Annotated in this window: 19 protein-coding genes; 13 read left to right on the top strand and 6 right to left on the bottom strand. The window is 67.2% G+C overall.

The window, feature by feature from the left end:
* Nucleotides 1-28 precede the first annotated feature (28 nt).
* The 13 genes from uvrA to LQV16_RS03955 all read left to right on the top strand — a co-directional run bounded on the left by uvrA (nucleotide 29) and on the right by LQV16_RS03955 (nucleotide 14710).
* A complete protein-coding gene (gene uvrA / locus LQV16_RS04015; RefSeq protein WP_229992646.1) occupies nucleotides 29-2869 on the top strand; it encodes an excinuclease ABC subunit UvrA in 2841 nt (946 codons plus the stop codon).
* A gap of 181 nt (nucleotides 2870-3050) precedes the next feature.
* Complete coding sequence (locus LQV16_RS04010) at nucleotides 3051-3815, top strand: HAD hydrolase-like protein (protein ID WP_229992645.1); 765 nt, start codon at nucleotides 3051-3053, stop codon at nucleotides 3813-3815.
* Nucleotides 3802-4470, top strand: a complete 669-nt coding sequence (locus LQV16_RS04005) for a lysophospholipid acyltransferase family protein (RefSeq protein ID WP_229992644.1) — start codon at nucleotides 3802-3804, stop codon at nucleotides 4468-4470. The genes LQV16_RS04010 and LQV16_RS04005 overlap by 14 nt, the downstream gene beginning before the upstream one ends.
* Before the next feature lie 67 nt (nucleotides 4471-4537).
* Nucleotides 4538-6547: an excinuclease ABC subunit UvrC gene (uvrC, locus tag LQV16_RS04000; RefSeq protein ID WP_229992643.1), complete on the top strand. Its 2010-nt coding sequence runs from the start codon at nucleotides 4538-4540 to the stop codon at nucleotides 6545-6547.
* Between the two features lie 124 nt (nucleotides 6548-6671).
* Nucleotides 6672-7595, top strand: a complete 924-nt coding sequence (gene rapZ / locus LQV16_RS03995) for an RNase adapter RapZ (protein WP_229992642.1) — start codon at nucleotides 6672-6674, stop codon at nucleotides 7593-7595.
* A complete protein-coding gene (gene yvcK / locus LQV16_RS03990) occupies nucleotides 7595-8614 on the top strand; it encodes a uridine diphosphate-N-acetylglucosamine-binding protein YvcK (RefSeq protein WP_229992641.1) in 1020 nt (339 codons plus the stop codon). The genes rapZ and yvcK overlap by 1 nt, the downstream gene beginning before the upstream one ends.
* A gap of 10 nt (nucleotides 8615-8624) precedes the next feature.
* Nucleotides 8625-9605, top strand: coding sequence for a DNA-binding protein WhiA (whiA, locus tag LQV16_RS03985; RefSeq protein WP_229992640.1), 981 nt, complete (start codon nucleotides 8625-8627; stop codon nucleotides 9603-9605).
* Between the two features lie 169 nt (nucleotides 9606-9774).
* A complete protein-coding gene (locus LQV16_RS03980) occupies nucleotides 9775-10398 on the top strand; it encodes a superoxide dismutase (protein ID WP_090956088.1) in 624 nt (207 codons plus the stop codon).
* Nucleotides 10399-10665: 267 nt separating this feature from the next.
* Entirely contained in the window at nucleotides 10666-11676 is a 1011-nt protein-coding gene (gene gap, locus LQV16_RS03975; protein ID WP_091561639.1) for a type I glyceraldehyde-3-phosphate dehydrogenase, read from the top strand.
* A 10-nt stretch (nucleotides 11677-11686) separates the two neighbouring features.
* Entirely contained in the window at nucleotides 11687-12913 is a 1227-nt protein-coding gene (locus LQV16_RS03970) for a phosphoglycerate kinase (protein ID WP_229992639.1), read from the top strand.
* Nucleotides 12914-13075: 162 nt separating this feature from the next.
* On the top strand, nucleotides 13076-13891 hold the full coding sequence (tpiA, locus tag LQV16_RS03965) for a triose-phosphate isomerase (protein ID WP_229992638.1): 816 nt from the start codon (nucleotides 13076-13078) through the stop codon (nucleotides 13889-13891).
* A gap of 48 nt (nucleotides 13892-13939) precedes the next feature.
* Complete coding sequence (gene secG, locus LQV16_RS03960; protein ID WP_229992637.1) at nucleotides 13940-14197, top strand: preprotein translocase subunit SecG; 258 nt, start codon at nucleotides 13940-13942, stop codon at nucleotides 14195-14197.
* 117 nt (nucleotides 14198-14314) lie between these two features.
* On the top strand, nucleotides 14315-14710 hold the full coding sequence (locus tag LQV16_RS03955) for an RNA polymerase-binding protein RbpA (RefSeq protein WP_090577749.1): 396 nt from the start codon (nucleotides 14315-14317) through the stop codon (nucleotides 14708-14710).
* On the opposite strand, the gene pgl is transcribed toward LQV16_RS03955, so the two are convergent.
* The 6 genes from pgl to tkt form a co-directional block, all read right to left on the bottom strand.
* A complete protein-coding gene (gene pgl, locus LQV16_RS03950) occupies nucleotides 14669-15481 on the bottom strand; it encodes a 6-phosphogluconolactonase (RefSeq protein WP_290369322.1) in 813 nt (270 codons plus the stop codon). The two genes, LQV16_RS03955 and pgl, sit on opposite strands and share 42 nt — an antisense overlap.
* A complete protein-coding gene (locus LQV16_RS03945; RefSeq protein WP_229992636.1) occupies nucleotides 15471-16412 on the bottom strand; it encodes a glucose-6-phosphate dehydrogenase assembly protein OpcA in 942 nt (313 codons plus the stop codon). The genes pgl and LQV16_RS03945 overlap by 11 nt, the downstream gene beginning before the upstream one ends.
* A complete protein-coding gene (gene zwf, locus LQV16_RS03940) occupies nucleotides 16409-17971 on the bottom strand; it encodes a glucose-6-phosphate dehydrogenase (RefSeq protein ID WP_229992635.1) in 1563 nt (520 codons plus the stop codon). The genes LQV16_RS03945 and zwf overlap by 4 nt, the downstream gene beginning before the upstream one ends.
* Before the next feature lie 15 nt (nucleotides 17972-17986).
* Nucleotides 17987-19621, bottom strand: coding sequence for a glucose-6-phosphate isomerase (locus LQV16_RS03935; RefSeq protein WP_229992634.1), 1635 nt, complete (start codon nucleotides 19619-19621; stop codon nucleotides 17987-17989).
* A 6-nt stretch (nucleotides 19622-19627) separates the two neighbouring features.
* Nucleotides 19628-20743 carry a transaldolase gene (gene tal, locus LQV16_RS03930; protein WP_229992633.1) on the bottom strand — a complete coding sequence of 372 codons (1116 nt, stop codon included), beginning with the start codon at nucleotides 20741-20743 and terminating at the stop codon, nucleotides 19628-19630.
* A gap of 62 nt (nucleotides 20744-20805) precedes the next feature.
* Nucleotides 20806-22923: a transketolase gene (gene tkt / locus LQV16_RS03925; protein ID WP_229992632.1), complete on the bottom strand. Its 2118-nt coding sequence runs from the start codon at nucleotides 22921-22923 to the stop codon at nucleotides 20806-20808.
* Nucleotide 22924: the final 1 nt, after the last annotated feature.

The raw sequence follows: 22924 nt of genomic DNA, 5'->3' as shown, positions 1-22924 counted from the left end.
GTCCCGCCCCGTGATGAAACGTCCGGACATGACGCGCCTGGTCGTTAAGGGCGCCCGCGAGCACAACCTGCGCAACGTGGACCTGGACCTGCCCCGCGATGCCATGATCGTGTTCACCGGCCTGTCCGGCTCCGGCAAGTCCTCCCTGGCGTTCGACACCATCTTCGCCGAGGGCCAGCGCCGCTACGTCGAATCACTCTCTGCCTATGCCCGGCAGTTCCTGGGCCAGGTGGACAAGCCCGACGTCGACTTCATCGAGGGCCTCTCGCCGGCGGTGTCCATCGACCAGAAGTCCACGAGCAAGAACCCGCGCTCCACCGTGGGCACCATCACCGAGATCTACGACTACATGCGCCTGCTCTGGGCCCGTGTGGGCCGGCCGCATTGCCCCGTCTGCGGGGAGCCTGTGACCAAGCAGACCCCGCAGCAGATCGTGGACCAGCTGCTCGAGCTCCCGGACGGCACGCGCTTCCAGGTGCTGGCACCCGTGGTCCGCGGCCGCAAGGGCGAGTTCGTCGACCTCTTCAAGGAACTCACCGCCAAGGGCTACTCGCGGGCCCGTGTGGACGGCGAGCTCGTCCACCTGAGCGATCCGCCGAAGCTGGGCAAGCAGTTCAAGCACACCATTGAAGTGGTGGTTGACCGCCTCGTGGTCAAGGAAGGCATCAGCCAGCGCCTGACCGACTCCGTCGAAACCGCCCTCGGGCTGGCGGAGGGCCGCATCCTGGCCGAATTCGTCGACCTCGAAGCGGACGACCCCGAGCGGATCAGGGCCTTCTCCGAACACCTTGCCTGCCCCAACGAGCACCCCCTGGCGATCGACGAGATCGAGCCCCGCTCCTTCTCGTTCAACAACCCGTTCGGCGCCTGCAGCGCGTGCAGCGGCATCGGCACCAAGCTCGAAGTCGACGAGGAACTCCTCATCCCCAACCCGGAGCTCTCGCTCTCCGAGGGGGCCATCGCGCCGTGGTCTCTGGGCACCGCCACCACGGAGTACTGGAACCGGCTGCTGGCCGGCCTCGCGGACGAGCTCGGCTTCTCCATGACGACGGCGTGGGAGAAGCTCGACACCGACGTCCGGCAGACGGTCCTGCACGGCAAGGACCACAAAGTGGTGGTGCAATACCGCAACCGCTTCGGCCGGGAACGCAAGTACAGCACCGGCTTTGAGGGCGTGGTGCAGTACGTCCACCGCAAGCATGGTGAGACCGATTCGGACTCTGCGCGCGACCGCTACGAGGAGTACATGCGCCAGGTCCCGTGCCCGGCCTGCAACGGCGCACGGCTGAATCCTGCGTCCCTCTCGGTGCTGATCAACGGCAAGTCAATCGCCGAGGTCGCCGCACTGCCCATGCGTGAATGTGCAGGCTTCCTTGACAACCTCGTCCTCACCGGCCGCGAAGCCCAGATCGCCCACCAGGTCCTCAAGGAAATCCAGGCCCGGCTGACCTTCCTCCTCGACGTCGGACTGGAGTACCTGAACCTGGAACGGCCCTCCGGCACTTTGTCCGGCGGCGAGGCCCAGCGCATCCGGCTGGCCACCCAGATCGGCTCCGGCCTCGTGGGCGTGCTCTACGTCCTTGACGAGCCCTCGATCGGCCTGCACCAGCGGGACAACCGCCGCCTGATCGAAACCCTCACCCGGCTCCGGGACCTCGGCAACACCCTGATCGTGGTGGAGCATGACGAGGACACCATCCAAGAGGCCGACTGGGTGGTGGACATCGGACCGGGCGCCGGCGAGCACGGCGGCATGGTGGTCCACTCCGGCTCCTACCAGGCGCTGCTGGAAAACACGGATTCGCTCACCGGCGACTACCTCTCGGGCCGGAAGAAAATCGAGATCCCCAAAAAGCGGCGCAAATACGACAAGAAGCGCGAGCTCAAGGTGGTCGGGGCCAAGGAGAACAACCTCCTCAACATCGATGCCAGCTTCCCGCTGGGCCTCTTCACCGCCGTCACCGGCGTCAGCGGCTCGGGCAAGTCCACCCTGGTCAACGAGATCCTCTACAAAGTACTTGCCAACAAGCTCAACGGCGCCAAGCAAGTGGCCGGCCGGCACAAGTCCGTCCAGGGCCTCGAACACCTGGACAAGGTGGTGCACGTCGACCAGAGCCCCATCGGACGCACCCCGCGCTCGAACCCGGCCACCTACACCGGCGTGTTCGACCACATCCGGAAGCTCTTCGCCGAGACCACCGAGGCCAAGGTACGCGGCTACCTGCCGGGCCGGTTCTCCTTCAACGTCAAGGGCGGCCGCTGCGAGGCCTGCTCCGGCGACGGCACCCTGAAGATCGAGATGAACTTCCTGCCGGACGTCTACGTCCCCTGCGAGGTCTGCCACGGCGCACGCTACAACCGCGAAACCCTGGAGGTCCACTACAAGGGCAAGACCATCGCGGACGTGCTGAACATGCCCATCGAGGAAGGGGCCGAATTCTTCGCGGCCTTCTCACCGATCGCCCGGCACCTCAACACGCTCGTCGACGTCGGCCTTGGCTACGTCCGGCTGGGCCAGCCTGCCACCACGCTCTCCGGCGGTGAGGCCCAGCGCGTGAAGCTCGCGGCCGAGCTCCAGAAACGCTCAAACGGCCGCAGCGTCTATGTCCTGGACGAACCCACCACAGGCCTGCACTTCGAGGACATCCGCAAGCTCCTCATGGTGCTGCAGGGCCTCGTGGAGAAGGGCAACACCGTGATCACGATCGAGCACAACCTCGATGTCATCAAGAGCGCGGACTGGATCGTGGACCTTGGCCCCGACGGCGGTTCGGGCGGCGGCCGAGTGATCGCCTCCGGCACGCCGGAGCAGGTGGCCAAATCGAGCGAAAGCCACACGGCCGCCTTCCTCGCCGAGCTTCTGGCCTGACCATCTGCCGCCGGGGACACGTGCGGGCGGGCGCAGGCGGCAAGGACATACTGTCGCCGCACGTGTCCCCGCCCGCACGGGAATGCATTCACCTGATGCAATCGGCTGATGTATCGCCTGACGTATTCCTGAAGGAGTATGCGAATTTCTGGCATCCGCACACTCGTGAGAAACTAAGCCGGTGACGCATACAACAGTGCCCGTAATCTTCGACCTTGACGGCACTCTTGTCGATCCAGCCGGAGGGATTACGGACGGAATCGCCGCGGCCCTCACCGAGCTTGGCCTGCCGGTTCCGGGCAAGTCCCGGATGGACGCCATGATCGGACCCAAGCTGAGCCATTCCCTCACCGAAATCGCCGGGGTTCCGGCCGCGCTGCTCGAAGACGCAATCCGCATCTATCGCGCGCACTACGTTTCCACCGGAATCGCGCAGAGCCGGCTGTACCCGGGGATCCGGGAACTGCTCGAGGACTTTGTGGCCGCGGGCCGCCCCATCGCCGTCGCCACCCAGAAGCCCGAAGGGCTTGCCCGCACCGTCCTGGCGCACCACGGCATCGCCGGGCTCTTCCACAGCATCCGGGGCTCCGCTGCCGACGAGGCCGCCGCCGGCCCGGGATCGGCCTCTGTCCCCGAAGACGCCGTCCCCGAAGGCAAGGCCGGGATTGTCGCTGCCGCGCTCTCGGACCTGGCGGTGGCCGGCCCTACGGCGGCCGGCCGTGCCGTGATGGTGGGGGACCGGGCGCAGGACGTGGCCGGGGCCGCTGCGAACGGACTGGACTGCATCGGCGTAGGCTGGGGTTTTGCGCCCGACGGCGAACTGCACACGGCTGGTGCCATCGAGATCGTGCACAACACCACGGCGCTTCACGCGACGATCAACAGACTCTCCGAACGCCCGGGGATCACAGCCCTGAACGAGGTGCACACCGATGGCAATGTTTGACGCAATCCGCTGGACCACCCGCGGGCTCATATCCTCCACGTGCCGTCCCACGGTTATTGGTCTGGAAAACGTGCCCAAGGACGGACCGTTCATCGTGGCCCCGAACCATCTCTCCTTCCTGGACAGCGTGATCGTCCAGGCCCTGATGCCTCGGCCCGTGGCGTTCTTCGCGAAGGCGGAATACTTCACCACCGGCGGCGTCAAGGGCAAGGTCATGAAGTCCTTCTTCGAGGCTGTGGGCTCCATTCCGGTGGAACGCGGCGAGCAGGCGGCGAGCGTGCAGGCACTGAAGACGCTGCTGGACATCCTCGACTCAGGCAAGGGCGTGGGCATCTATCCCGAAGGGACGCGCTCCCGCGACGGGATCCTGTACCGCGGCCGCACCGGCGTCGGCTGGCTGGCCCTCACCACGGGCGCGCCGGTGGTCCCGGTGGGCCTGATCGGCACTGAACACCTGCAGCCCGCGGACAGCAAGTCCGTCAAACCGCAGCACTTCACCATGAAGGTGGGCGAGCCGCTGTACTTCGACAAGACCGGCCCGGACCACTCCCTGCCGGCCCGCCGCCAGGTCACGGACCGCATCATGGACGCAATCGCGGACCTGAGCGGCCAGGAACGCTCCACGAGCTACAACCAGAGCAAGTCGGCCGAATAGCGCACGCCATCCTGCTCTCCGCAGGGCAGGTGCCTCGGCACCGCCGGCGGCTCAGTAGACTGGATGTGTGGCAGATCCAGCGAGTTACCGACCCCAGACGGGTGAAATTCCGACCAATCCGGGCGTGTACCGCTTCCGCGATCCGCACGGCCGGGTCATCTACGTCGGAAAGGCCAAGAACCTCCGTTCCCGGCTGAATACGTACTTCGCCAACCCCGCCGGGCTCATGCCTAAGACCTACGCGATGGTGCATACGGCCAGCAGCGTCGAATGGACCGTAGTGGGCAGCGAGCTCGAGTCGCTGCAGCTGGAATACACCTGGATCAAGGAATTCACGCCCCGCTTCAACGTGATGTTCCGGGACGACAAAACCTACCCGTACCTGGCCGTCACGATGGGGGAGAAGTACCCGCGCGTCCAGGTGCTGCGCGGCGACCGTCGCAAGGGGACCCGGTATTTCGGCCCGTACACCGCCGGGGCGATCCGGGACACCATGGACACCCTCCTGCGCGTGTTCCCGGTACGGAGCTGCAGTCCCGGGGTGCTGAAGCGCGCCGAAGCCAGCGGCCGGCCCTGCCTGCTCGGCTACATCGACAAATGTTCCGCGCCCTGCGTCGGCCGGATCTCCGCCGAGGACCACCGCGCTCTTGCCGAGGACTTCTGTACCTTCATGGGCGGCGAAGCCAAGCCGTTCGTCAACCGGCTGGAACGGGAGATGGCCGCGGCAGTTGCCGAGCTCGACTACGAACGCGCGGCCCGGCTCCGGGACGACATCGTGGCGCTGAAGAAGGTCTTCGAACGCAACGCCGTGGTCCTCGCCGAGGGCACGGACGCCGACGTCTTCGCCCTGCACGAAGACGAGCTCGAAGCCGCCGTCCAGGTCTTCCACGTCCGCGGCGGCCGGATCCGCGGCCAGCGCGGCTGGGTCGTGGAAAAAGTCGAGGACTCCACCACCCCGGAACTGGTCGAACACCTGCTCCAGCAGGTCTACGGCGAGGAAGCCGGGCTGCAGGGCAGGTTGCCCCGCGAGGTCCTGGTGCCCACCGAACCCAGCAACGCCACGGAGCTCACGCAATGGCTCAGCGGCCTGCGCGGGGCCCGGGTGGACGTCCGGGTGCCCCAACGCGGAGACAAGGCCGCGCTCATGTCCACGGTCCGTGAAAACGCCGAGCACGCGCTCAAGCTCCACAAGTCCCGGCGCGCCGGCGACCTTACCATGCGCTCCCAGGCCCTTCAGGAGATCCAGGAAGCCCTCGAGCTTCCCGTGGCGCTGCTGCGGATCGAGTGCTTCGACATCTCGCACGTCCAGGGCACCAACGTGGTCGGCTCCATGGTGGTGGTGGAGGACGGCCTGCCGAAGAAGTCCGAGTACCGGAAGTTCGCCGTAACCGGAGCCGCCGCCACCGACGACACGGCGGCCATGCATGACGTGCTCACCCGCCGGTTCCGGCACTATCTGCAGGAGAAATCCGAGCAGGCAGCGGCCGCGGCCAAACCGGCGCACCAGGCCGCGCTGGACGCGGCAACCGCCGCAGCGGTCGCTGACTCCACGACGCCGGCGCCGCGGAGCAAGTTCGCTTACCCGCCCAACCTCGTCGTCGTCGACGGCGGCAAACCGCAGGTCAACGCCGCCGCCCGGGCGCTGGCGGAGCTGGGGATCGAGGACGTGTATGTGGTCGGCCTGGCCAAGCGGCTCGAAGAAGTGTGGCTGCCGGAGAGTGACTTCCCGGTGATCCTGCCGCGCGCCTCCGCCGGCCTGTACCTGCTGCAGCGGATCCGCGACGAGGCCCACCGCTTCGCCATCACCTTCCACCGGCAAAAGCGCGGCAAGGCCATGACGGTTTCCGCGCTGGACAGCGTGCCCGGGCTGGGTGAGTCCAAACGCAAGGCCCTCTTGGCCGAATTCGGCTCCGTGAAGGGCATCAAGGCTGCGACGCAGGAAGAACTCACCGGCGCCAAGGGGATCGGTCCGTCCCTGGCCGCAGCAATCGTCCGGCACTTCAATGCCGACGGCGGCGAGGAGGCAGCCACGGTTCCTGCCGTCAACATGACCACCGGTGAAATCCTCGACGCTTAGCTAGCGCCGTCAAACTTAGCTAGGGTAAAGACTTGGGTAACGCCATGGCCGCGGCATCACCGCGGCCATGGGCGCGAACCTGATCGGAACAGCAAATCGCACAGGCAGAGATGGGGCTTCACTGATGGCAGAGTCGACGGCAGGATCCGAGACGGATGCGGACGGCATGACGCCCGTTAAACCCGTCGAGGCGGAACTGCTCGTAGTGACCGGAATGTCGGGAGCCGGCCGGAGCACCGCCTCGGACGCCCTTGAGGACCATGGCTGGTACGTCGTGGAAAACCTGCCGCCGCAGATGCTCGGCACACTCGCCGAGCTCGTGTCGCGGACACCGCATTCGATGTCCAAGCTCGCCGTCGTGATGGACGTCCGGAGCAAGGAACTCTTCGTCGACATGCGCGCGGCCCTCCGCGCCCTGGAAGCCACCGGCGTGAGCTTCCGCGTGCTTTTCCTCGACGCTAGCGACGACGTCCTGGTGCGCCGCTTCGAGCAGGGCCGCAGGCCCCACCCGCTTCAGGGCGGCGGCCGGATCCTCGACGGCATCGCGGCCGAACGCGAGCTTGTCCGTGACCTGAAGGACACCGCCGACATCGTCCTGGACACGTCCTCGCTCAACGTCCACGGTCTCGCCACCGCCATCACGGAACTTTTCAGCGAGACCGGGCCGGTGGCGCTGCGGCTGAACGTCATGAGCTTTGGCTTCAAGTACGGGCTGCCGGTGGATGCCAACTTCGTGGCCGATGCCCGCTTCATCCCCAACCCGCACTGGGTGCCGCAGTTGCGCCCGCACACCGGGCTGGACCAGGACGTCAGCGACTACGTGCTGGAGGCCCAGGGCGTCAGCGAATTCGTGGAACGCTACGTCTTGGCCCTCGAACCGGTCCTGGACGGGTACCGGCGGGAGAACAAGCACTACGCCACCATCGCCGTGGGCTGCACCGGCGGCAAGCACCGCTCCGTGGCGGTCGCCGTCGAGCTTTCACGGCGGCTGGCGCAATATCCGCGCGTCACCGTGACCACGACGCACCGGGACCTGGGCCGCGAGTAATGGCGCTGCTCACCGGCCCGCTGCCCCTTGTCCCGCCCGCCAGCGCGGCATTCGCCAGCCAGCAGGACAAAGGCCCGTCCGTCGTCGCGCTCGGCGGCGGCCACGGCCTCTCCGCCTCGCTGTCTGCCCTGCGCCTGCTGACCTCCGAGCTCACCGCGATCGTCACAGTCGCGGACGACGGCGGATCCTCCGGCCGGCTCCGTGAAGAGTACGGCGTCCTGCCGCCGGGCGACCTCCGCATGGCCCTGTCCGCGCTGTGCGACGACACCGACTGGGGCCGGACGTGGCGCGATGTCATGCAGCACCGTTTCGCCCCCGGCAAGGGCCGCGGCGGGTCCCTCGATGAGCACGCCATGGGCAACCTCCTGATCGTCACGCTCTGGGAGCTCCTGGGCGACACCGTTGCCGGCCTCAAGTGGGCCGGTGCCCTGCTCGGCGCCCGCGGCGAGGTCCTGCCGATGTCCAGCATCCCGCTGACCATCGAGGGCCAGGTGAGGGTCACCGCCCCGGACGGCACCACGGCACTGCAGACCCTCACCGGGCAGGCCAAGTGCGCGGTGGCAGGGAACCTGCAGCATGTCAGGCTGTTGCCCGAGAACGCTCCGGCATGCATGGAGGCACTGACGGCGATCGAGCTGGCCGACTGGGTGATCCTCGGGCCGGGCTCCTGGTACACGTCCGTACTGCCGCACCTGCTGCTGCCCGAAATGCGTGAGGCCCTCTGCAACACGGCCGCCCGCCGCTGCCTGACGATGAACCTCGCCACGGACACCAAAGAGACCGCCGGCATGACCGCCGCCGACCACCTCCGGGTGCTGCGCGAGTACGCGCCGGAGTTCACGATCGACGTCATCCTGGCCGACCCGGCATCGGTCCAGGACCTGCCCGACTTTGAGGCGGCGGCAGGAATGCTCGGTGCCGAGGTGGTCTTGGGTAAAGTGGGGGCGTCTGGTCGCCGTCCGGTCCACGATCCGTTGCGGCTGGCGACGGCGTACCACGATATTTTCGGGAACAGTTAGGAAAGGTGCCATGGCACTGACAGCATCAGTCAAGGAAGAACTTTCCCGTCTGGATATTAAGAAGTCCTCGGTCCGCAAGGCCGAGGTATCGGCCATGCTCCGCTTCGCCGGCGGGCTGCACATCATCTCGGGCCGGATTGTGATCGAGGCCGAAGTCGACCTCGCCTCGACCGCCCGGCGGCTGCGCGCGGCAATCGCCGAGGTATACGGCCACCAGAGCGAGATCATCGTCGTCTCGGGCGGCGGCCTGCGCCGCGGCAGCCGCTACGTGGTGCGCGTGGTGCGCGACGGTGAGGCCCTGGCCCGCCAGACCGGACTCCTGGACGCCCGCGGGCGCCCCGTGCGCGGCCTTCCGTCCGTAGTGGTGAACGGCTCCGCCGCGGACGCCGAGGCTGTCTGGCGCGGCGCCTTCCTGGCGCACGGCTCACTGACCGAGCCCGGCCGCTCCTCGGCCATGGAAGTCACGTGCCCCGGCCCCGAATCGGCACTGGCCCTCGTCGGCGCCGCCCGTCGCCTCGGCATCCAGGCCAAGGCCCGCGAGGTCAGGGGAGTGGACCGTGTGGTGATCCGCGACGGCGACACGATCGCCGCGCTGCTGACCCGCATGGGCGCCCACGACGCGCTCATGGTCTGGGAGGAACGCCGCATGCGCAAGGAAGTCCGCGCCACGGCCAACCGGCTCGCCAACTTCGACGACGCCAACCTGCGCCGTTCGGCGCAGGCCGCCGTCGCCGCCGGTGCCCGCGTGGACCGCGCCCTGGAAATCCTGGGTGACGACGTCCCGGACCACCTCAAGTACGCCGGCGAGCTGCGGGTCGCGCACAAGCAGGCCAGCCTGGATGAGCTTGGCCGCCTGGCCGACCCAATCATGACCAAGGACGCCATTGCCGGCCGGATCCGCCGGCTTTTGGCCATGGCGGACAAGCGGGCCCAGGATCTCGGCATCCCGGGCACGGAAGCCAATGTGACGCCGGAAATGCTCGACGACTAGCCCGCCCCTAGAATCAACAGCAGGAAAATACCGGGAATGGAAATACCCGGGAACCGCGGCGGGTTGTTGCCGTTGGATCCCACCGCAAATCTTCCGGATGCCCCGCATCCGGATGCACAATCCGAGAGTTACCAAACCGGACAACCCGTCCACGACATTGGAGGATTTTGTGACCGAGTACGTACTGCCAGAGCTCGACTATGACTACGCAGCGCTGGAACCGCACATCTCCGCGAAGATCATGGAGCTGCACCACAGCAAGCACCACGCCGCCTATGTGACCGGCGCCAACAACGCCCTCGCCCAGCTGGCCGAGGCGCGCGAAAAGGGCGACTTCGCCAACATCAACCGCCTCTCCAAGGACCTCGCGTTCCACACCGGCGGCCACATCAACCACTCCGTCTTCTGGAAGAACCTCTCCCCGGACGGTGGCGACAAGCCCGAGGGTGAGCTCGCTGCGGCCATCGACGACGCCTTCGGCTCGTTCGACGCGTTCCGTGCCCAGTTCAGCGCAGCGGCGCTGGGCCTGCAGGGCTCCGGCTGGGGCTTCCTGGCGTACGAGCCCATCGGCGGCAACCTCGTGATCGAGCAGCTCTACGATCAGCAGGGCAACGTCGCACTCGGCACAACCCCGCTGCTGATGCTGGACATGTGGGAGCACGCCTTCTACCTGGACTACGTCAACGTCAAGGCCGACTACGTCAAGGCCTTCTGGAACATCGTGAACTGGGCCGACGTCGCCAAGCGCTTCGACGCCGCCCGCAAGAACGCGACGGGTCTCATTACCCTCTAAGGGGTGACGGGATCGACTTCCGTTTGTAACAAACCTCACATTACGGGCCGTTCGGCCCGAAATGTGGACGGACTGCCCCTGCACTTGCGGGGGCAGTCCCGGTTAAACGTAAGATGGATCACGGAAGGCGGTTAGCCTTCAGCAATGTGGCTGGTCGCCCTCCGATCTGGTAATTATCTCTGCCCAATGGCGTGCGGGATCTGTTAGTTGGCTTGAACGCCTTCTCAACTAGTCGTGCTCGCAAAGAGCACCAAGGAGACTGAAAACGTGACGACCCGTATTGGCATCAACGGCTTTGGCCGTATCGGCCGCAACTACTTCCGCGCCGCCCTCGCACAGGGCGCAGATCTTGAGATTGTTGCGGTCAACGACCTCACCAGCCCGGAAGCCCTCGCTCACCTCTTCAAGTACGACTCCGTGGGCGGCCGGCTGGCCGAAACCATTGAGGTCAAGGACGGCAACATCGTCGTCGACGGCAACATCATCAAGGTCCTTGCCGAACGCGATCCCGCGAAGCTGCCCTGGGGCGAGCTCGGCGTCGACATCGTCATCGAGTCCACCGGTTTCTTCACGAAGGCCGCCGATGCGCAGAAGCACATCGACGCCGGCGCCAAGAAGGTCCTGATCTCCGCCCCCGCGTCGGATGAGGACATCACGATCGTGATGGGCGTCAACGACGGCCTGTACGACAGCGCCACGCACCACATCATCTCCAACGCCTCCTGCACCACCAACTGCCTCGGCCCGCTGGCCAAGGTCATCAACGACGCCTTCGGCATCGAGCGTGGCCTGATGACCACCATCCACGCCTACACGGCCGACCAGAACCTGCAGGACGGCCCGCACAAGGACCTCCGCCGCGCCCGCGCCGCTGCCATCAACATGGTGCCCACCTCCACCGGTGCCGCCAAGGCAATCGGCCTGGTCCTGCCGGAGCTCAAGGGCAAGCTCGACGGCTACGCCATCCGCGTGCCCGTCCCCACCGGCTCCGCCACGGACCTGACCGTCACGGTGTCCCGCGAGACCACCGTCGCTGAAGTCAACGCCGCCCTCAAGGCAGCATCCGAGACCGACGAGCTCAGGGGCCTGCTGACTTACACCGACGAGCCGATCGTCTCCTCGGACATCGTTGGCGACCCGGCGTCGTCCATCTTCGATTCGGGCCTGACCAAGGTGATCGGCGACCAGGTCAAGGTTGTGTCCTGGTATGACAATGAATGGGGCTACTCCAACCGCCTCGTGGACCTCACGGAGCTTGTCGCGTCCAAGCTGGGCTAGGGTAAGACTCATGACATTCCACACCCTCAACGAACTGATCGCTGATGGTGTCCGCGGGCGGTACGTTCTGGTCAGAAGTGACCTGAACGTGCCGCTCGACGGCTCTACAGTGACTGACGACGGCCGCATCAAGGCCTCCCTGCCAGTGCTGGCGAAGCTCACGGACGCCGGTGCCCGAGTGCTGGTCACAGCACACCTGGGCCGCCCCAAGGGCGCCCCGGAGGAGAAGTACTCACTCAAGCCCGCAGCCACGCGGCTGGCCGAGCTTGCCGGGTTCAAGGTCGCACTCGCCGGCGACACTGTCGGCGGGTCGGCCAAGGAGCTTTCCGCCGCGCTGCAGGACGGCGAGGCGCTGGTCCTGGAGAACGTGCGCTTCGACGCGCGCGAGACCTCCAAGGCTGACGCCGAACGCGGAGCCTTCGCCGACGAGCTGGTCGCCCTCACCGGTGACAACGGCGCCTTCGTCGATGATGCCTTCGGTGCCGTGCACCGCAAGCACGCCAGCGTGTACGACGTCGCCACGCGGCTGCCGTCCTACCAGGGCGACCTCGTCCGCACGGAGGTCGAGGTGCTGCGCAAGCTCACCGCCGACACCCAGCGGCCCTACGTCGTGGTCCTCGGCGGCTCCAAGGTCTCCGACAAGCTCGCTGTCATCGACAACCTCCTCGGCAAGGCTGACACGATCCTGGTGGGCGGCGGCATGCTGTTCACCTTCCTCGCCGCAGCGGGCCACAAGGTCGCGGCCAGCCTGCTCGAAGAGGACCAGATCCCGGTCGTGCAGGACTACCTGAAGCGGGCCGCGGACGCCGGTACCGAGTTCGTCGTGCCCACTGATGTTGTGGTGGCGGCCAAGTTCGCCGCCGACGCCGAGCACGAGACCGTCGCAGCCGACGCCATCGAGTCGAGCAGCTTCGGAGCCCAGGGCATCGGGCTGGACATCGGGCCGGTATCGGCAGCGGCTTTCGCGGAACGGATCAAGGGCGCCAAGACGGTGTTCTGGAACGGTCCCATGGGCGTGTTCGAATTCGCGGCCTTCGCCGGCGGCACCCGGGCCATCGCCCAGGCGCTGACCGAGACGGACGCGTTCACGGTGGTTGGCGGCGGCGACTCCGCGGCGGCGGTCCGGACCCTCGGCTTCGCCGATGACCAGTTCGGCCACATTTCCACCGGCGGCGGCGCAAGCCTGGAGTACCTTGAAGGCAAGGAACTCCCCGGACTGAGCGTCCTGGACCGTTAGAAGCGCACTGACGGCTAGAAGCGCTGACCGCTAGAAGCAGCGGCGGCCGCCTGGCGACCTGACAGCGCCGGCCGCCAGCCCATCGAGCCGGCAGGGTGCCCTCCGCAAGGAGCCGGGCACCCTGCCGGCTGCTCTCATACAACAAGCACTCTTGGAGATCACGTGACCACGTCAACCAACGGTAAATTCGACCGCAAGCCCTTCATCGCCGGCAACTGGAAGATGAACATGGACCACGTCCAGGGCATCACCCTCCTGCAGAAGCTCGCGTGGACCCTGTCCGACGCCAAGCACGACTACAGCCGGGTGGAGGTCGCCGTCTTCCCGCCGTTCACGGATCTCCGCGGCGTCCAGACCCTTGTCCAGGGCGACGAGCTCGCCGTCGTCTATGGCGGCCAGGACCTCTCCCAGTTCGACTCCGGCGCCTACACGGGCGATATTTCCGGGCAGTTCCTGGCCAAGCTCGGCTGCAGTTACGCACTGGTCGGCCACAGCGAACGCCGCACCATCCACAACGAGTCCGACACCGTGCTCAACGCCAAGACCCAAGCCGCCTTCCGGCACGGCATCACCCCCGTCCTGTGTGTCGGCGAAGGCCTCGAGATCCGGCAGGCCGGCACCCATGTGGACCACACGCTCGCCCAGCTCCGCGCCGGCGTCGAAGGACTCACTCCGGAACAGGCTGCCGAGCTCGTTGTCGCCTACGAGCCCGTCTGGGCCATCGGCACCGGCGAAGTTGCCGGCCCGGAGGACGCTCAGGAAATGTGCGCAGCCATCCGTGCCGAACTGTCCACCCTCTTCGGAGCCGACGTTGCCGCCAAGACCCGGCTGCTCTACGGCGGCTCGGTCAAGGCCAACAACGCGGCCTCGATCCTGAAGGAACGCGACGTCGACGGCTTGCTGGTCGGCGGTGCCAGCCTGGACGCTGCCGAGTTTGCTAATATTGTCAGGTTCGAGAGTCACCTGTTGACGGATTAGTCCGGACACAGCCTGACCCCCGTAATCCAATTCTTCTGAAAGGCCGTCGTGGACGTTCTTCATGTCATTCTGCAGGTTCTCCTGGGCATCACCAGCCTCCTGCTGACGTTGCTCATCTTGCTCCATAAGGGACGCGGAGGCGGCCTGTCCGACATGTTCGGCGGCGGAATGAGTTCGGGCCTGAGCTCCTCCGGGGTCGCCGAACGCAACCTCAACCGGTTCACGGTCGTCCTGGGCATCACCTGGGGGGTCGTGATCATCGCCCTCGGCCTGCTCATGCGGTTCAGCACGGGCGCCGATTCCTAGGACGCCCGTCCGAAAACTTCATATGGGGTCCTTATGGCCCTCCCGGCATCGGGAACTCTCGATCTACACTGTGGCTGTCTTGCACACTTCCACCAGCTAAGTAGCAAGGAGTTCCCGATGCTGCATTCCGCTTCCGGATTCAAGGGAATCCGTGTAGGCGCCACGGAGGGGGCATCTCCCCGCCATGAGCCACTCAACGGGGCCGGCGTACGCCAGCCCCGTATTCGTGTCTCCTTCCGGTGCGCCAAGGGCCATGAAACCGCGCTTGTGTTCGCGCAACTGCCGGAGGAACAGATCCCCGGAGTCTGGGACTGCCGGCGCTGCGGCGGGACCGCAACCCGCGACGAAACAAAGTTTGCCCTGGAGGAAGCGCCCACCGAGGGCTTCAAGACGCACCTGGAATACGTTAAAGAGCGGCGCTCCAGCCAGGACGCCGAAGACGTGCTGGCCGGAGCGCTGGAACGGCTGCGCTCAGGACGGGCCCTTCCGGACGAGCTGCTCCGGGACCCGTGAGGCCGCGTTTTCGTCAATCAGCCACAGGGTTTCCCGGCGGCCGCGCGGCCCCGCCGCGGGAACCTGCACGGGATTGGCGCCGGCCAGCGCCAGTCCCACGGCGCCGGCCTTGTCGTCGCCGGCCACCACCATCCACACCTCTGATGCCGTATTGATCGCCGGCAACGTCAGCGACACCCGGGCCGGCGGCGGTTTGGGCGAGTTGTGGACGCCCACGACAGTCAGTTCCTTCTCCCGGATGCCGGCCTGCTCAGGGAAAAGCGACGCGACGTGCGCGTCCGGCCCGACGCCGAGGAGGACAATGTCCAGGCGTGGGAGCCGCGCCGGAAGTTCCGGCCTGTCGTCTGACATGTCCGCGGCGTGTTCAGCGGCTGCCGCCTCAGCGAGGCGGCGCGCGTAGTCCGCGGCCGCTTCATCCGGGCTGTCGAAGTCATCGGTGGAACCAGGCACATGGACGCGCGCCGGATCAACGCTGATATGGGACAGGAGGGCCTCCTGCGCCTGCCGGGCGTTGCGCTCGGCGTCGTCGGCCGCGACGAAGCGCTCGTCACCCCACCAGAAGTTCACCTTGGACCAGTCGACGGCCGGCGCCGCCGGTGATTCGGCCACGGCCTTCAGCGAGCCGATGCCCATTGTGCCCCCGGTAAGCACCACCGTGGCTTCGCCGTGCCGGTCCTGGATATCCACGAGCTTGGTGATCAGGCGGGCTGCGATCGCAGCCATCAGGACGGACGAGTCAGGATGGATGCTTACTCTCGGGTCAGCGCTCACTGGGACGGACACTCCTTAGATTGGTACGTGGCAGTCCCATAGTAATCACTTCGCCGAAGACTTCGTCCGGGTCCAGGCGGCGGAGCTCTTCGGCGAGGCAGTCTTTGAGGCTGCGCCGCGGCAGGGAGATCCGCTGCGCGGGCTGGCCGGGCTGGGTCAGTTCCGCGATGGTGAGTCCGGGCCGGAAGAGCTGGATGTCGCCGCCGGGCCGGGTCAGCCGGACGCGGCGGATGCCGGTTCCGGCCGGGTCGGCCACGATCGTGACGGGAACGTCCAGGGCCAGAGTCAGCCAGGCCGCGAGCAGCACGGTGCTGGGGGAGTCCGAGGCGCCCTCGACGGCGACGGCCGTGACCGGCGAGTCGTCCGCCTGGTCCAGAACCGCGGCCAGCTGGATGCGCCAGTTGGTCAGGCGGGTCCAGGCGAGGTCCGTGTCGCCGGCCTTGTAGGTGCGGCGGATGTTCTCCAGCGCCGCGACGGGATCCGCTTCGTTGGCCGAGTCGGTGATCCGGCGGTGCGCGATGCCCCCGACCGAGGTCTGGCAGGCATTCCTGGGCGCGCCGTGCGGCCACCAGGCCACGATCGGGGCGTCCGGGAGCAGCAGGGCCGCGACAAGGGATTCGCTTTCCTCGGCGAGTTCGCCGTAGCCGCGCAGCAGGATGACCTCGGAGGCCCCGGCGTCGCCGCCGACGCGGATCTGAGCGTCGAGCCGGGTCGGGGCCGAGGCACCGGCGTCGGCGAGGACGATGATCCGGCACGGGTGTTCCCGGCTGGCCTCGTTGGCGGCCTCGATGGCCTCTTCCTCGAGCCCGGAGCGGGTGACGACCACAAGGGTCAGCACCCGGCCCAGGGCGATCACGCCGCCCTGCTCGCGCAGGGCCATGATCTTCTTGGAGATCTTGGAGGTGGTGGTATCGGGAAGATCTACGATCATGGCCTTCTCCAGGTTCGTCCGTCGCGGGCAAGGAGCTCATCGGCCGAGGCGGGGCCCCAGCTGCCGGGAGCGTAGGGCTGGGGCTGTTCGTCCAGGCCGGCCCAGTAGTCCTCGAACGGGTCCAGGATCTTCCAGGACAGCTCGACTTCCTGGTGCCGGGGGAACAGCGGCGGTTCGCCCAGCAGCACGTCCAGGATGAGCCGTTCGTAGGCTTCGGGGCTGGACTCGGTGAAGGAGTGCCCGTAGCCGAAGTCCATGGTGACGTCGCGGACCTCCATCTGGGTGCCCGGGACCTTGGACCCGAACCGGATCGTGGCGCCCTCGTCGGGCTGGACCCGGATCACCACGGCGTTCTGGCCGAAGTCGTCCTCGCTGTGGTCGCGGAAGAGCAGGTTCGGTGCGCGCTTGAACACGACGGCGATTTCCGTCACCCGGCGGCCCAGCCGCTTGCCGGCACGCAGGTAGAACGGCACGCCGGACCAGCGCCGGGTATTGATGTCCACCCGGATCGCGGCAAACGTCTCGGTCTTGGAATCGGCCGGGATGCCGTCTTCCTCCAGGTACCCGAGGACTTCCTCGCCGCCCTGCCAGCCGCCGGTGAACTGGCCGCGGGCGGAGTGGGTGGAGAGGTCGTGGGGGAGCCTGACGGCGGCCAGGACCTTTTCCTTCTCGGCCCGCAGGTCATCGGCGTTGAAGGAGATCGGCTCTTCCATGGCCGTCAGGGCCAACAGCTGGAGCAGGTGGTTCTGGATGACGTCGCGGGCCGCGCCCACGCCGTCGTAGTAGCCTGCCCGGCCGCCGGTGCCGATGTCCTCGGCCATGGTGATCTGGACGTGGTCAACATAGTTGCCGTTCCAGAGCGGCTCGAAGAGCTGGTTTGCGAAGCGCAGCGCCAGGATGTTCTGCACCGTCTCCTTGCCCAGGTAGTGATCGATCCGGAAGACCGCGTCCGGCGGGAACACCGACTCGACGATGTCGTTGAGCTGGCGGGCCGATGCGAGGTCGTGTCCGAACGGTTTTTCGATCACGACGCGGCGCCAGTTGTCGCCCGCGGCCTGGGCCAGTCCGTGCTTGGAGAGCTGGCGGCAGACCTGCTCGAAGGCCTTCGGCGGGATCGAGAGGTAGAACGCGTGGTTGCCCCGGGTCCCGCGCTGCTCGTCGAGCTCATCGATCGTGTCGGAGAGCCGCTTGAACGCGTCGTCGTCGTCGAACTCGCCCTGCACGAAGCGGATGCCCTCGGAGAGCTGCTTCCAGACCGTCTCATCGAACGGGGTGCGGGCGTAGGCCTTGACGGACTCCTTGACCTCCGCGGCGAAGTCCTCGTTCTCCCACTCCCGGCGGGCAAAGCCCACCAGGGCGAAGCTCGGCGGCAGCAGCCCGCGGTTGGCGAGGTCATACACAGCCGGCATCAGCTTCTTGCGGGCGAGGTCCCCGGTCACCCCGAACAGGACCAGCGATGCCGGCCCGGCAATACGGTTCAGACGGCGGTCACGGGGGTCCCGGAGCGGATTGCGCCCCCGGCCGGCCGTGTTCCTGCCGCCGTTGTAGGTTTCTGGCATGGTTGCGTGAGTGCCTTAGCTTTCAGTGGGGGATGCTGCCCGGCCGGCAAGGGAGGTGACGAGCTCCTGGAGCTGCTTCACACCCGCAGAGCGGTCGGTCAGGTGCAGCCGGAGGACCGGGCGGCCGTGCTCGGAGAGGACCTGGGCATCGCCTGCGGCCTGCGCCGAGATCAGCTCGCCGAACGTAAAGGGCCGGTCCGGGATGGCGAGGTCCGTCGCGGAAGCGGCCGTGACCTGCAGGAAGACGCCGATCGCGGGTCCGCCCTTGTGGAACTGGCCGGTGGAGTGCAGGAACCGCGGGCCCCAGCCGAACGTGACAGGGCGCCCGCTGACAGCAGCCAGTTCGTCCCGGACACCTTCGAGGCTGGCGTAAGCGAGCCGGTCGAAATAAGCCTGGACGCTGAGGTAGCTGTCCGGGCCGAGTTCGGCCAGCAGGGCGCTGACGGCTTCTTCCGCGGTGTCGGCGTCGGCGACCCACTCACCGCCACGGACCTCGATGGCGCCGTCGGTGAAGTTCGCCGGCGTCGGCTCGGGCTGTGCGTCCAGCAGGCCGCGCGCGGCGATCTTGGCTGCCTCGACGTCGGGCTGGTCGAACGGGTTGATGCCCAGCAGGCGGCCGGCCACGGCGGTGGCGAACTCCCACACCATCATCTGTGTGGGCAGGCCACCGGCAATGGCGACCTCGTTCTCGCCAAGCTGCACGTCGGCTTCCGCCGCGACGAGCCGGACGACGAGGACATCGGCAGCGCCGAGGGTGGCTTCCGGGGAGGCAGGACCGGCGACGACCGGCAACACGCCGGTGCCAAGCTTGCCTGTGGATTCGGCGATGAGCTGTTCGGCCCAGTCGGCGAAGCCCACGATCCCGGACCCGTCCTCCGCGATGACGATCTTGTTGCGCAGCGGGTTGGTGCCGCCCAGGGCGGTGCCCAGGGCGAGGCCGATGTTGTCCTCCGAGTCCTCATTGAGGATCTCGGCGGCTTCTTCCGCTTCATCCAGGAAAGCCTGGATGTCCACTCCGGCCAGCCCGCAGGGGACCAGCCCGAAGGCCGTCAGGGCCGAGAAACGGCCACCGACGTTGGGATCGGCGTTGAAGACGGCGCGGTAGCCGGCCTCCCTGGAAGCCTTGTCCAGCGGCGAACCCGGGTCGGTGACGATGACAATGCGGCTCTTCGCGTCGACGCCGGCATCCGTGAACGCCTGCTCGAAGATCCGGCGCTGGGAATCAGTTTCCACGGTGGAGCCGGACTTGGATGAGACGACGATGGCCGTTTCGGCCAGACGGTCCGCCAATGCGGCACTGACCTGTTCGGGGTCGGTGCTGTCAAGAACAGTCAGCTCGACGCCAGCGGTGCCCGCGATGACTTCAGGCGCCAGCGAGGAGCCGCCCATGCCGCAGAGCACGATCCGAGTAACGCCCTCGGCCTTCAGCGCATCGCGGAGTTCCAGAATGTCGCTGACCAGTGGCTGGGAGACGGCAGCCGCCTCGACCCAGCCCAACCGGACAGCGGATTCCTGCTCTGCGTCCGGACCCCACAGGGTGTGGTCCTTCGCGAAGATCCGGGTGGCGATGCGGTCCTCCAGCAGTGCCGGAAGGTGCTGCTCATGTGCCTGGCGGGCTGCGCCGGTGGCGTCGTAGCTGAGTGTGCTCATGATGGGTTAGGAAGCCTTCCGTGCAGAGGCCAGGGCGCCTTCGACGTCACCCAGCAGTTCCTTCCAGCTGGCCACGAACTTGTCCAGGCCTTCTGATTCGAGCAGGGCGACGACGTCGTTGTACGAAATCCCGAGCGCGTCGAGGGAGTTCAGTGTGGCGTTGGCGTCGTCATAACCGCGGGTGACGGTGTCGCCCGTGACGGTGCCGTGGTCGAACGTGGCGTCGAGGGTCTTCTCCGGCATGGTGTTCACCACGCCGGGGGCGACGAGTTCCGTGACGTACAGGGTGTCCGGGTAGGCCGGGTCCTTCACGCCGGTGGAGGCCCAGAGCGGGCGCTGCGGCAGGGCGCCGGCCTCGGCCAGGAGGGCCCAGCGTTCGGTGGAGAAGAGCTCTTCATAGACCTGGTAGGCCAGGCGGGCGTTGGCCAGGCCGGCCTTGCCCTTGAGTGCCTTGGCTTCGTCGGTGCCGATGGAGTTGAGGCGCTTGTCGATTTCGGCATCGACGCGGGAGACGAAGAAGGACGCGACCGAGTGGATCTTGGACAGGTCGTGGCCGTTGTCCTTGGCCTGCTCGAGGCCGGACTGGAAGGCGTTGATCACGGCGCGGTAGCGTTCCAGCGAGAAGATCAGGGTCACGTTGACGCTGATGCCCTCGGCCAGGGTGGCCGTGATGGCCTCGAGGCCTTCGAGGGTTGCCGGGATCTTGATCAGGACGTTGTCCTTGTTGACCTTCTTGTAGAGGTGCTTCGCTTCGGCGATGGTGCCGGCGGTGTCCCAGGCCAGGCGGGGGTCCACCTCGATGGAGACGCGGCCGTCGACACCCTTGGAAGCCGCGGCGACGGGGGCGAACAGGTCGCAGGCGTCGGCCACGTCGGTGGTGGTGATTTCGAAGACGGTCTCTTCAACGGTGGCGCCGGCGGCGGCCTGTGCGGCGATGACGGCGTCGTAGTCGTGGCCTGTGGTGATGGCGGCGTGGAAGATGGACGGGTTGGTGGTGACGCCAACGACGTTCTTCTCTTCGATGAGCTTGCGCAGCGTGCCGGTCTTCAGGCGGCCGCGGGAGAGATCATCGAGCCAGATCGAGACGCCGGCGTCGGAGAGCTGCTGTGTGGGGGTAGTCATTTCATAACTCCTGGAAATCATGGGTTCCGGGGGCACAGGTCCCCCGGAACCGTGGGGTTGGATCAGTTTGTGAGGCCGGCCAGGGATTCCTTGGCGGCGGCAGCGACTGCTTCTGCCGTAATGCCGAATTCCTGGAAGAGGCGCTTGTAGTCAGCGGACGCGCCAAAGTGCTCGAGGGAGATGGAACGGCCGGCGTCGCCGACGAATTCCTTCCAGCCCAGTGCCAGTCCGGCCTCGACGGAGACGCGCGCCTTCACGGCAGGGGGCAGCACGGCGTCGCGGTAGGCGGCGTCCTGCTTGTTGAACCACTCCACGCAGGGCATCGACACCACACGGGTGGGGATGCCCTCGGCCTGCAGGGTTTCGCGGGCGTTGACGGCCAGCTGGACCTCGGAGCCGGTGCCGATCAGGATGACCTGGGCTTCGACGGTGTTGCCGTCCTTGGATGCCTCGGCCAGGACGTAGCCGCCCTTTTCGACGCCGGCGGTGGAGCCGAAGGTGTCGCCGTCGGCCTGGCCCGTGCCGCGGGCGTACGTGGGGATGTTCTGCCGGGTCAGGACGATCCCGGCGGGGTTTTCGTGGTTTTCCAGCATGGCCTTCCAGGCCGCGGCGACCTCGTTCGCATCCCCGGGGCGGACGACGTCCAGGCCCGGGATGGCGCGCAGGGAGGCGAGCTGCTCGACGGGCTGGTGGGTGGGGCCGTCCTCGCCCAGGCCGATCGAGTCGTGCGTCCAGACATACAGCGACGGCACGCCCATGAGGGCGCCGAGCCGGATCGCGGGGCGCTGGTAGTCGGAGAAGATCAGGAACGTGCCGGAGAACGCCCGGGTCCGCCCGTGCAGGGAGATGCCGTTCACGATCGACGCGGCGGCGTGCTCACGGATGCCGAAGTGCAGGACCCGGCCGTAGGGGTTGCCCTTCCACGCAGCGGTGGACCGGGACGCCGGGATGAACGAGGGCGAGCCTTCGATCGTGGTGTTGTTCGACTCGGCGAGGTCGGCGGAGCCGCCCCAGAGTTCGGGCATGACCGGGCCGATCGCGTTCAGGACCTTACCGGACGCGGCCCGGGTGGAAACGTCCTTGCCTGCTTCGAAGACCGGCAGTGCGGCCTCGAACTCGCCCGGGAGCTTCTTGGCTTCGACGCGTTCCAGCAGGGCCGCGGCCTCGGGATTGCCGGCCTGCCACGCCTCGAACGAGGCCTGCCAGTCGGTGCGGGCGGCGGCGCCACGGTCCTGAACGGCCCGGGCGTGGGCCAGGACGTCCTCGTCGACCTGGAAGGCGCGTTCCGGGTCGAAGCCCAGGACCTTCTTCAGGGCGGCGACTTCCTCCGCGCCCAGGGCCGAGCCGTGGATCTTGCCGGTGTTCTGCTTCTTCGGCGCCGGGTATCCGATGATGGTCCGCAGCGAGATGATGGAGGGCTTGCCGGTTTCGGCCTTCGCGGCGAGCAGCGCGGCGTGCAGCTCGGCCACGTCCTCGACGTATTCGCCGGTCCGGGTCCAGTCGACCCGCTGGGTGTGCCAGCCGTAGGCCTCGTAGCGGGCCAGGACGTCCTCGGTGAACGCCACATCGGTGTCGTCCTCGATCGAGATGTGGTTCTCGTCGTAAATCACCACGAGGTTGCCGAGTTCCTGGTGTCCGGCGAGTGAGGACGCCTCGGAGGTCACGCCTTCCTGCAGGTCGCCGTCGGAGGCGATCACCCAGATGGTGTGGTCGAACGGGCTCGTGCCGGCGGGAGCGTCGGCGTCGAACAACCCGCGCATGCGGCGCTGGGAATATGCGAAGCCGACCGCGGAGGCCAGGCCCTGGCCCAGCGGGCCGGTGGTGATCTCCACACCCTTGGTGTGCTTGTATTCCGGGTGGCCGGGGGTCAGCGAGCCCCAGGTCCGCAGCGCCTCCAGGTCCTTCAGTTCCAGCCCGTAGCCGGAGAGGAACAGCTGGATGTAGAGGGTCAGGGACGTGTGCCCGGGGGACAGGACGAACCGGTCACGGCCCAGCCAGTCGGGGTTTGCCGGGTCATGGCGCATCAGCTTCTGGAACAACAAGTACGCGGCCGGTGCCAGACTCATTGCCGTCCCCGGGTGGCCGTTTCCGACTTTCTCCACCGCATCTGCGGCCAGCACCCGGACCGTGTCCACCGCACGCTGGTCCAAGTTAGTCCATGACAGTTCTTGCTCTTCCAAA

The sequence above is a fragment of the Arthrobacter sp. Bi26 genome (assembly GCF_918697925.1).
GTDB lineage: Bacteria > Actinomycetota > Actinomycetes > Actinomycetales > Micrococcaceae > Arthrobacter.
This window is presented reverse-complemented; position numbering and strand designations above follow the sequence as displayed.

What these genes read in the sequence shown, in the direction of transcription:
- uvrA (WP_229992646.1), top strand. Translation starts at nt 29, where the DNA reads ATGACGCGCCTGGTCGTTAAGGGCGCCCGCGAGCACAACCTGCGCAAC.
- LQV16_RS04005 (WP_229992644.1), top strand. Translation starts at nt 3,802, where the DNA reads ATGGCAATGTTTGACGCAATCCGCTGGACCACCCGCGGGCTCATATCC.
- rapZ (WP_229992642.1), top strand. Translation starts at nt 6,672, where the DNA reads ATGGCAGAGTCGACGGCAGGATCCGAGACGGATGCGGACGGCATGACG.
- yvcK (WP_229992641.1), top strand. Translation starts at nt 7,595, where the DNA reads ATGGCGCTGCTCACCGGCCCGCTGCCCCTTGTCCCGCCCGCCAGCGCG.
- whiA (WP_229992640.1), top strand. Translation starts at nt 8,625, where the DNA reads ATGGCACTGACAGCATCAGTCAAGGAAGAACTTTCCCGTCTGGATATT.
- LQV16_RS03970 (WP_229992639.1), top strand. Translation starts at nt 11,687, where the DNA reads ATGACATTCCACACCCTCAACGAACTGATCGCTGATGGTGTCCGCGGG.
- LQV16_RS03955 (WP_090577749.1), top strand. Translation starts at nt 14,315, where the DNA reads ATGCTGCATTCCGCTTCCGGATTCAAGGGAATCCGTGTAGGCGCCACG.
- LQV16_RS03945 (WP_229992636.1), bottom strand. Translation starts at nt 16,412, where the DNA reads ATGATCGTAGATCTTCCCGATACCACCACCTCCAAGATCTCCAAGAAG.
- zwf (WP_229992635.1), bottom strand. Translation starts at nt 17,971, where the DNA reads ATGCCAGAAACCTACAACGGCGGCAGGAACACGGCCGGCCGGGGGCGC.
- LQV16_RS03935 (WP_229992634.1), bottom strand. Translation starts at nt 19,621, where the DNA reads ATGAGCACACTCAGCTACGACGCCACCGGCGCAGCCCGCCAGGCACAT.
- tal (WP_229992633.1), bottom strand. Translation starts at nt 20,743, where the DNA reads ATGACTACCCCCACACAGCAGCTCTCCGACGCCGGCGTCTCGATCTGG.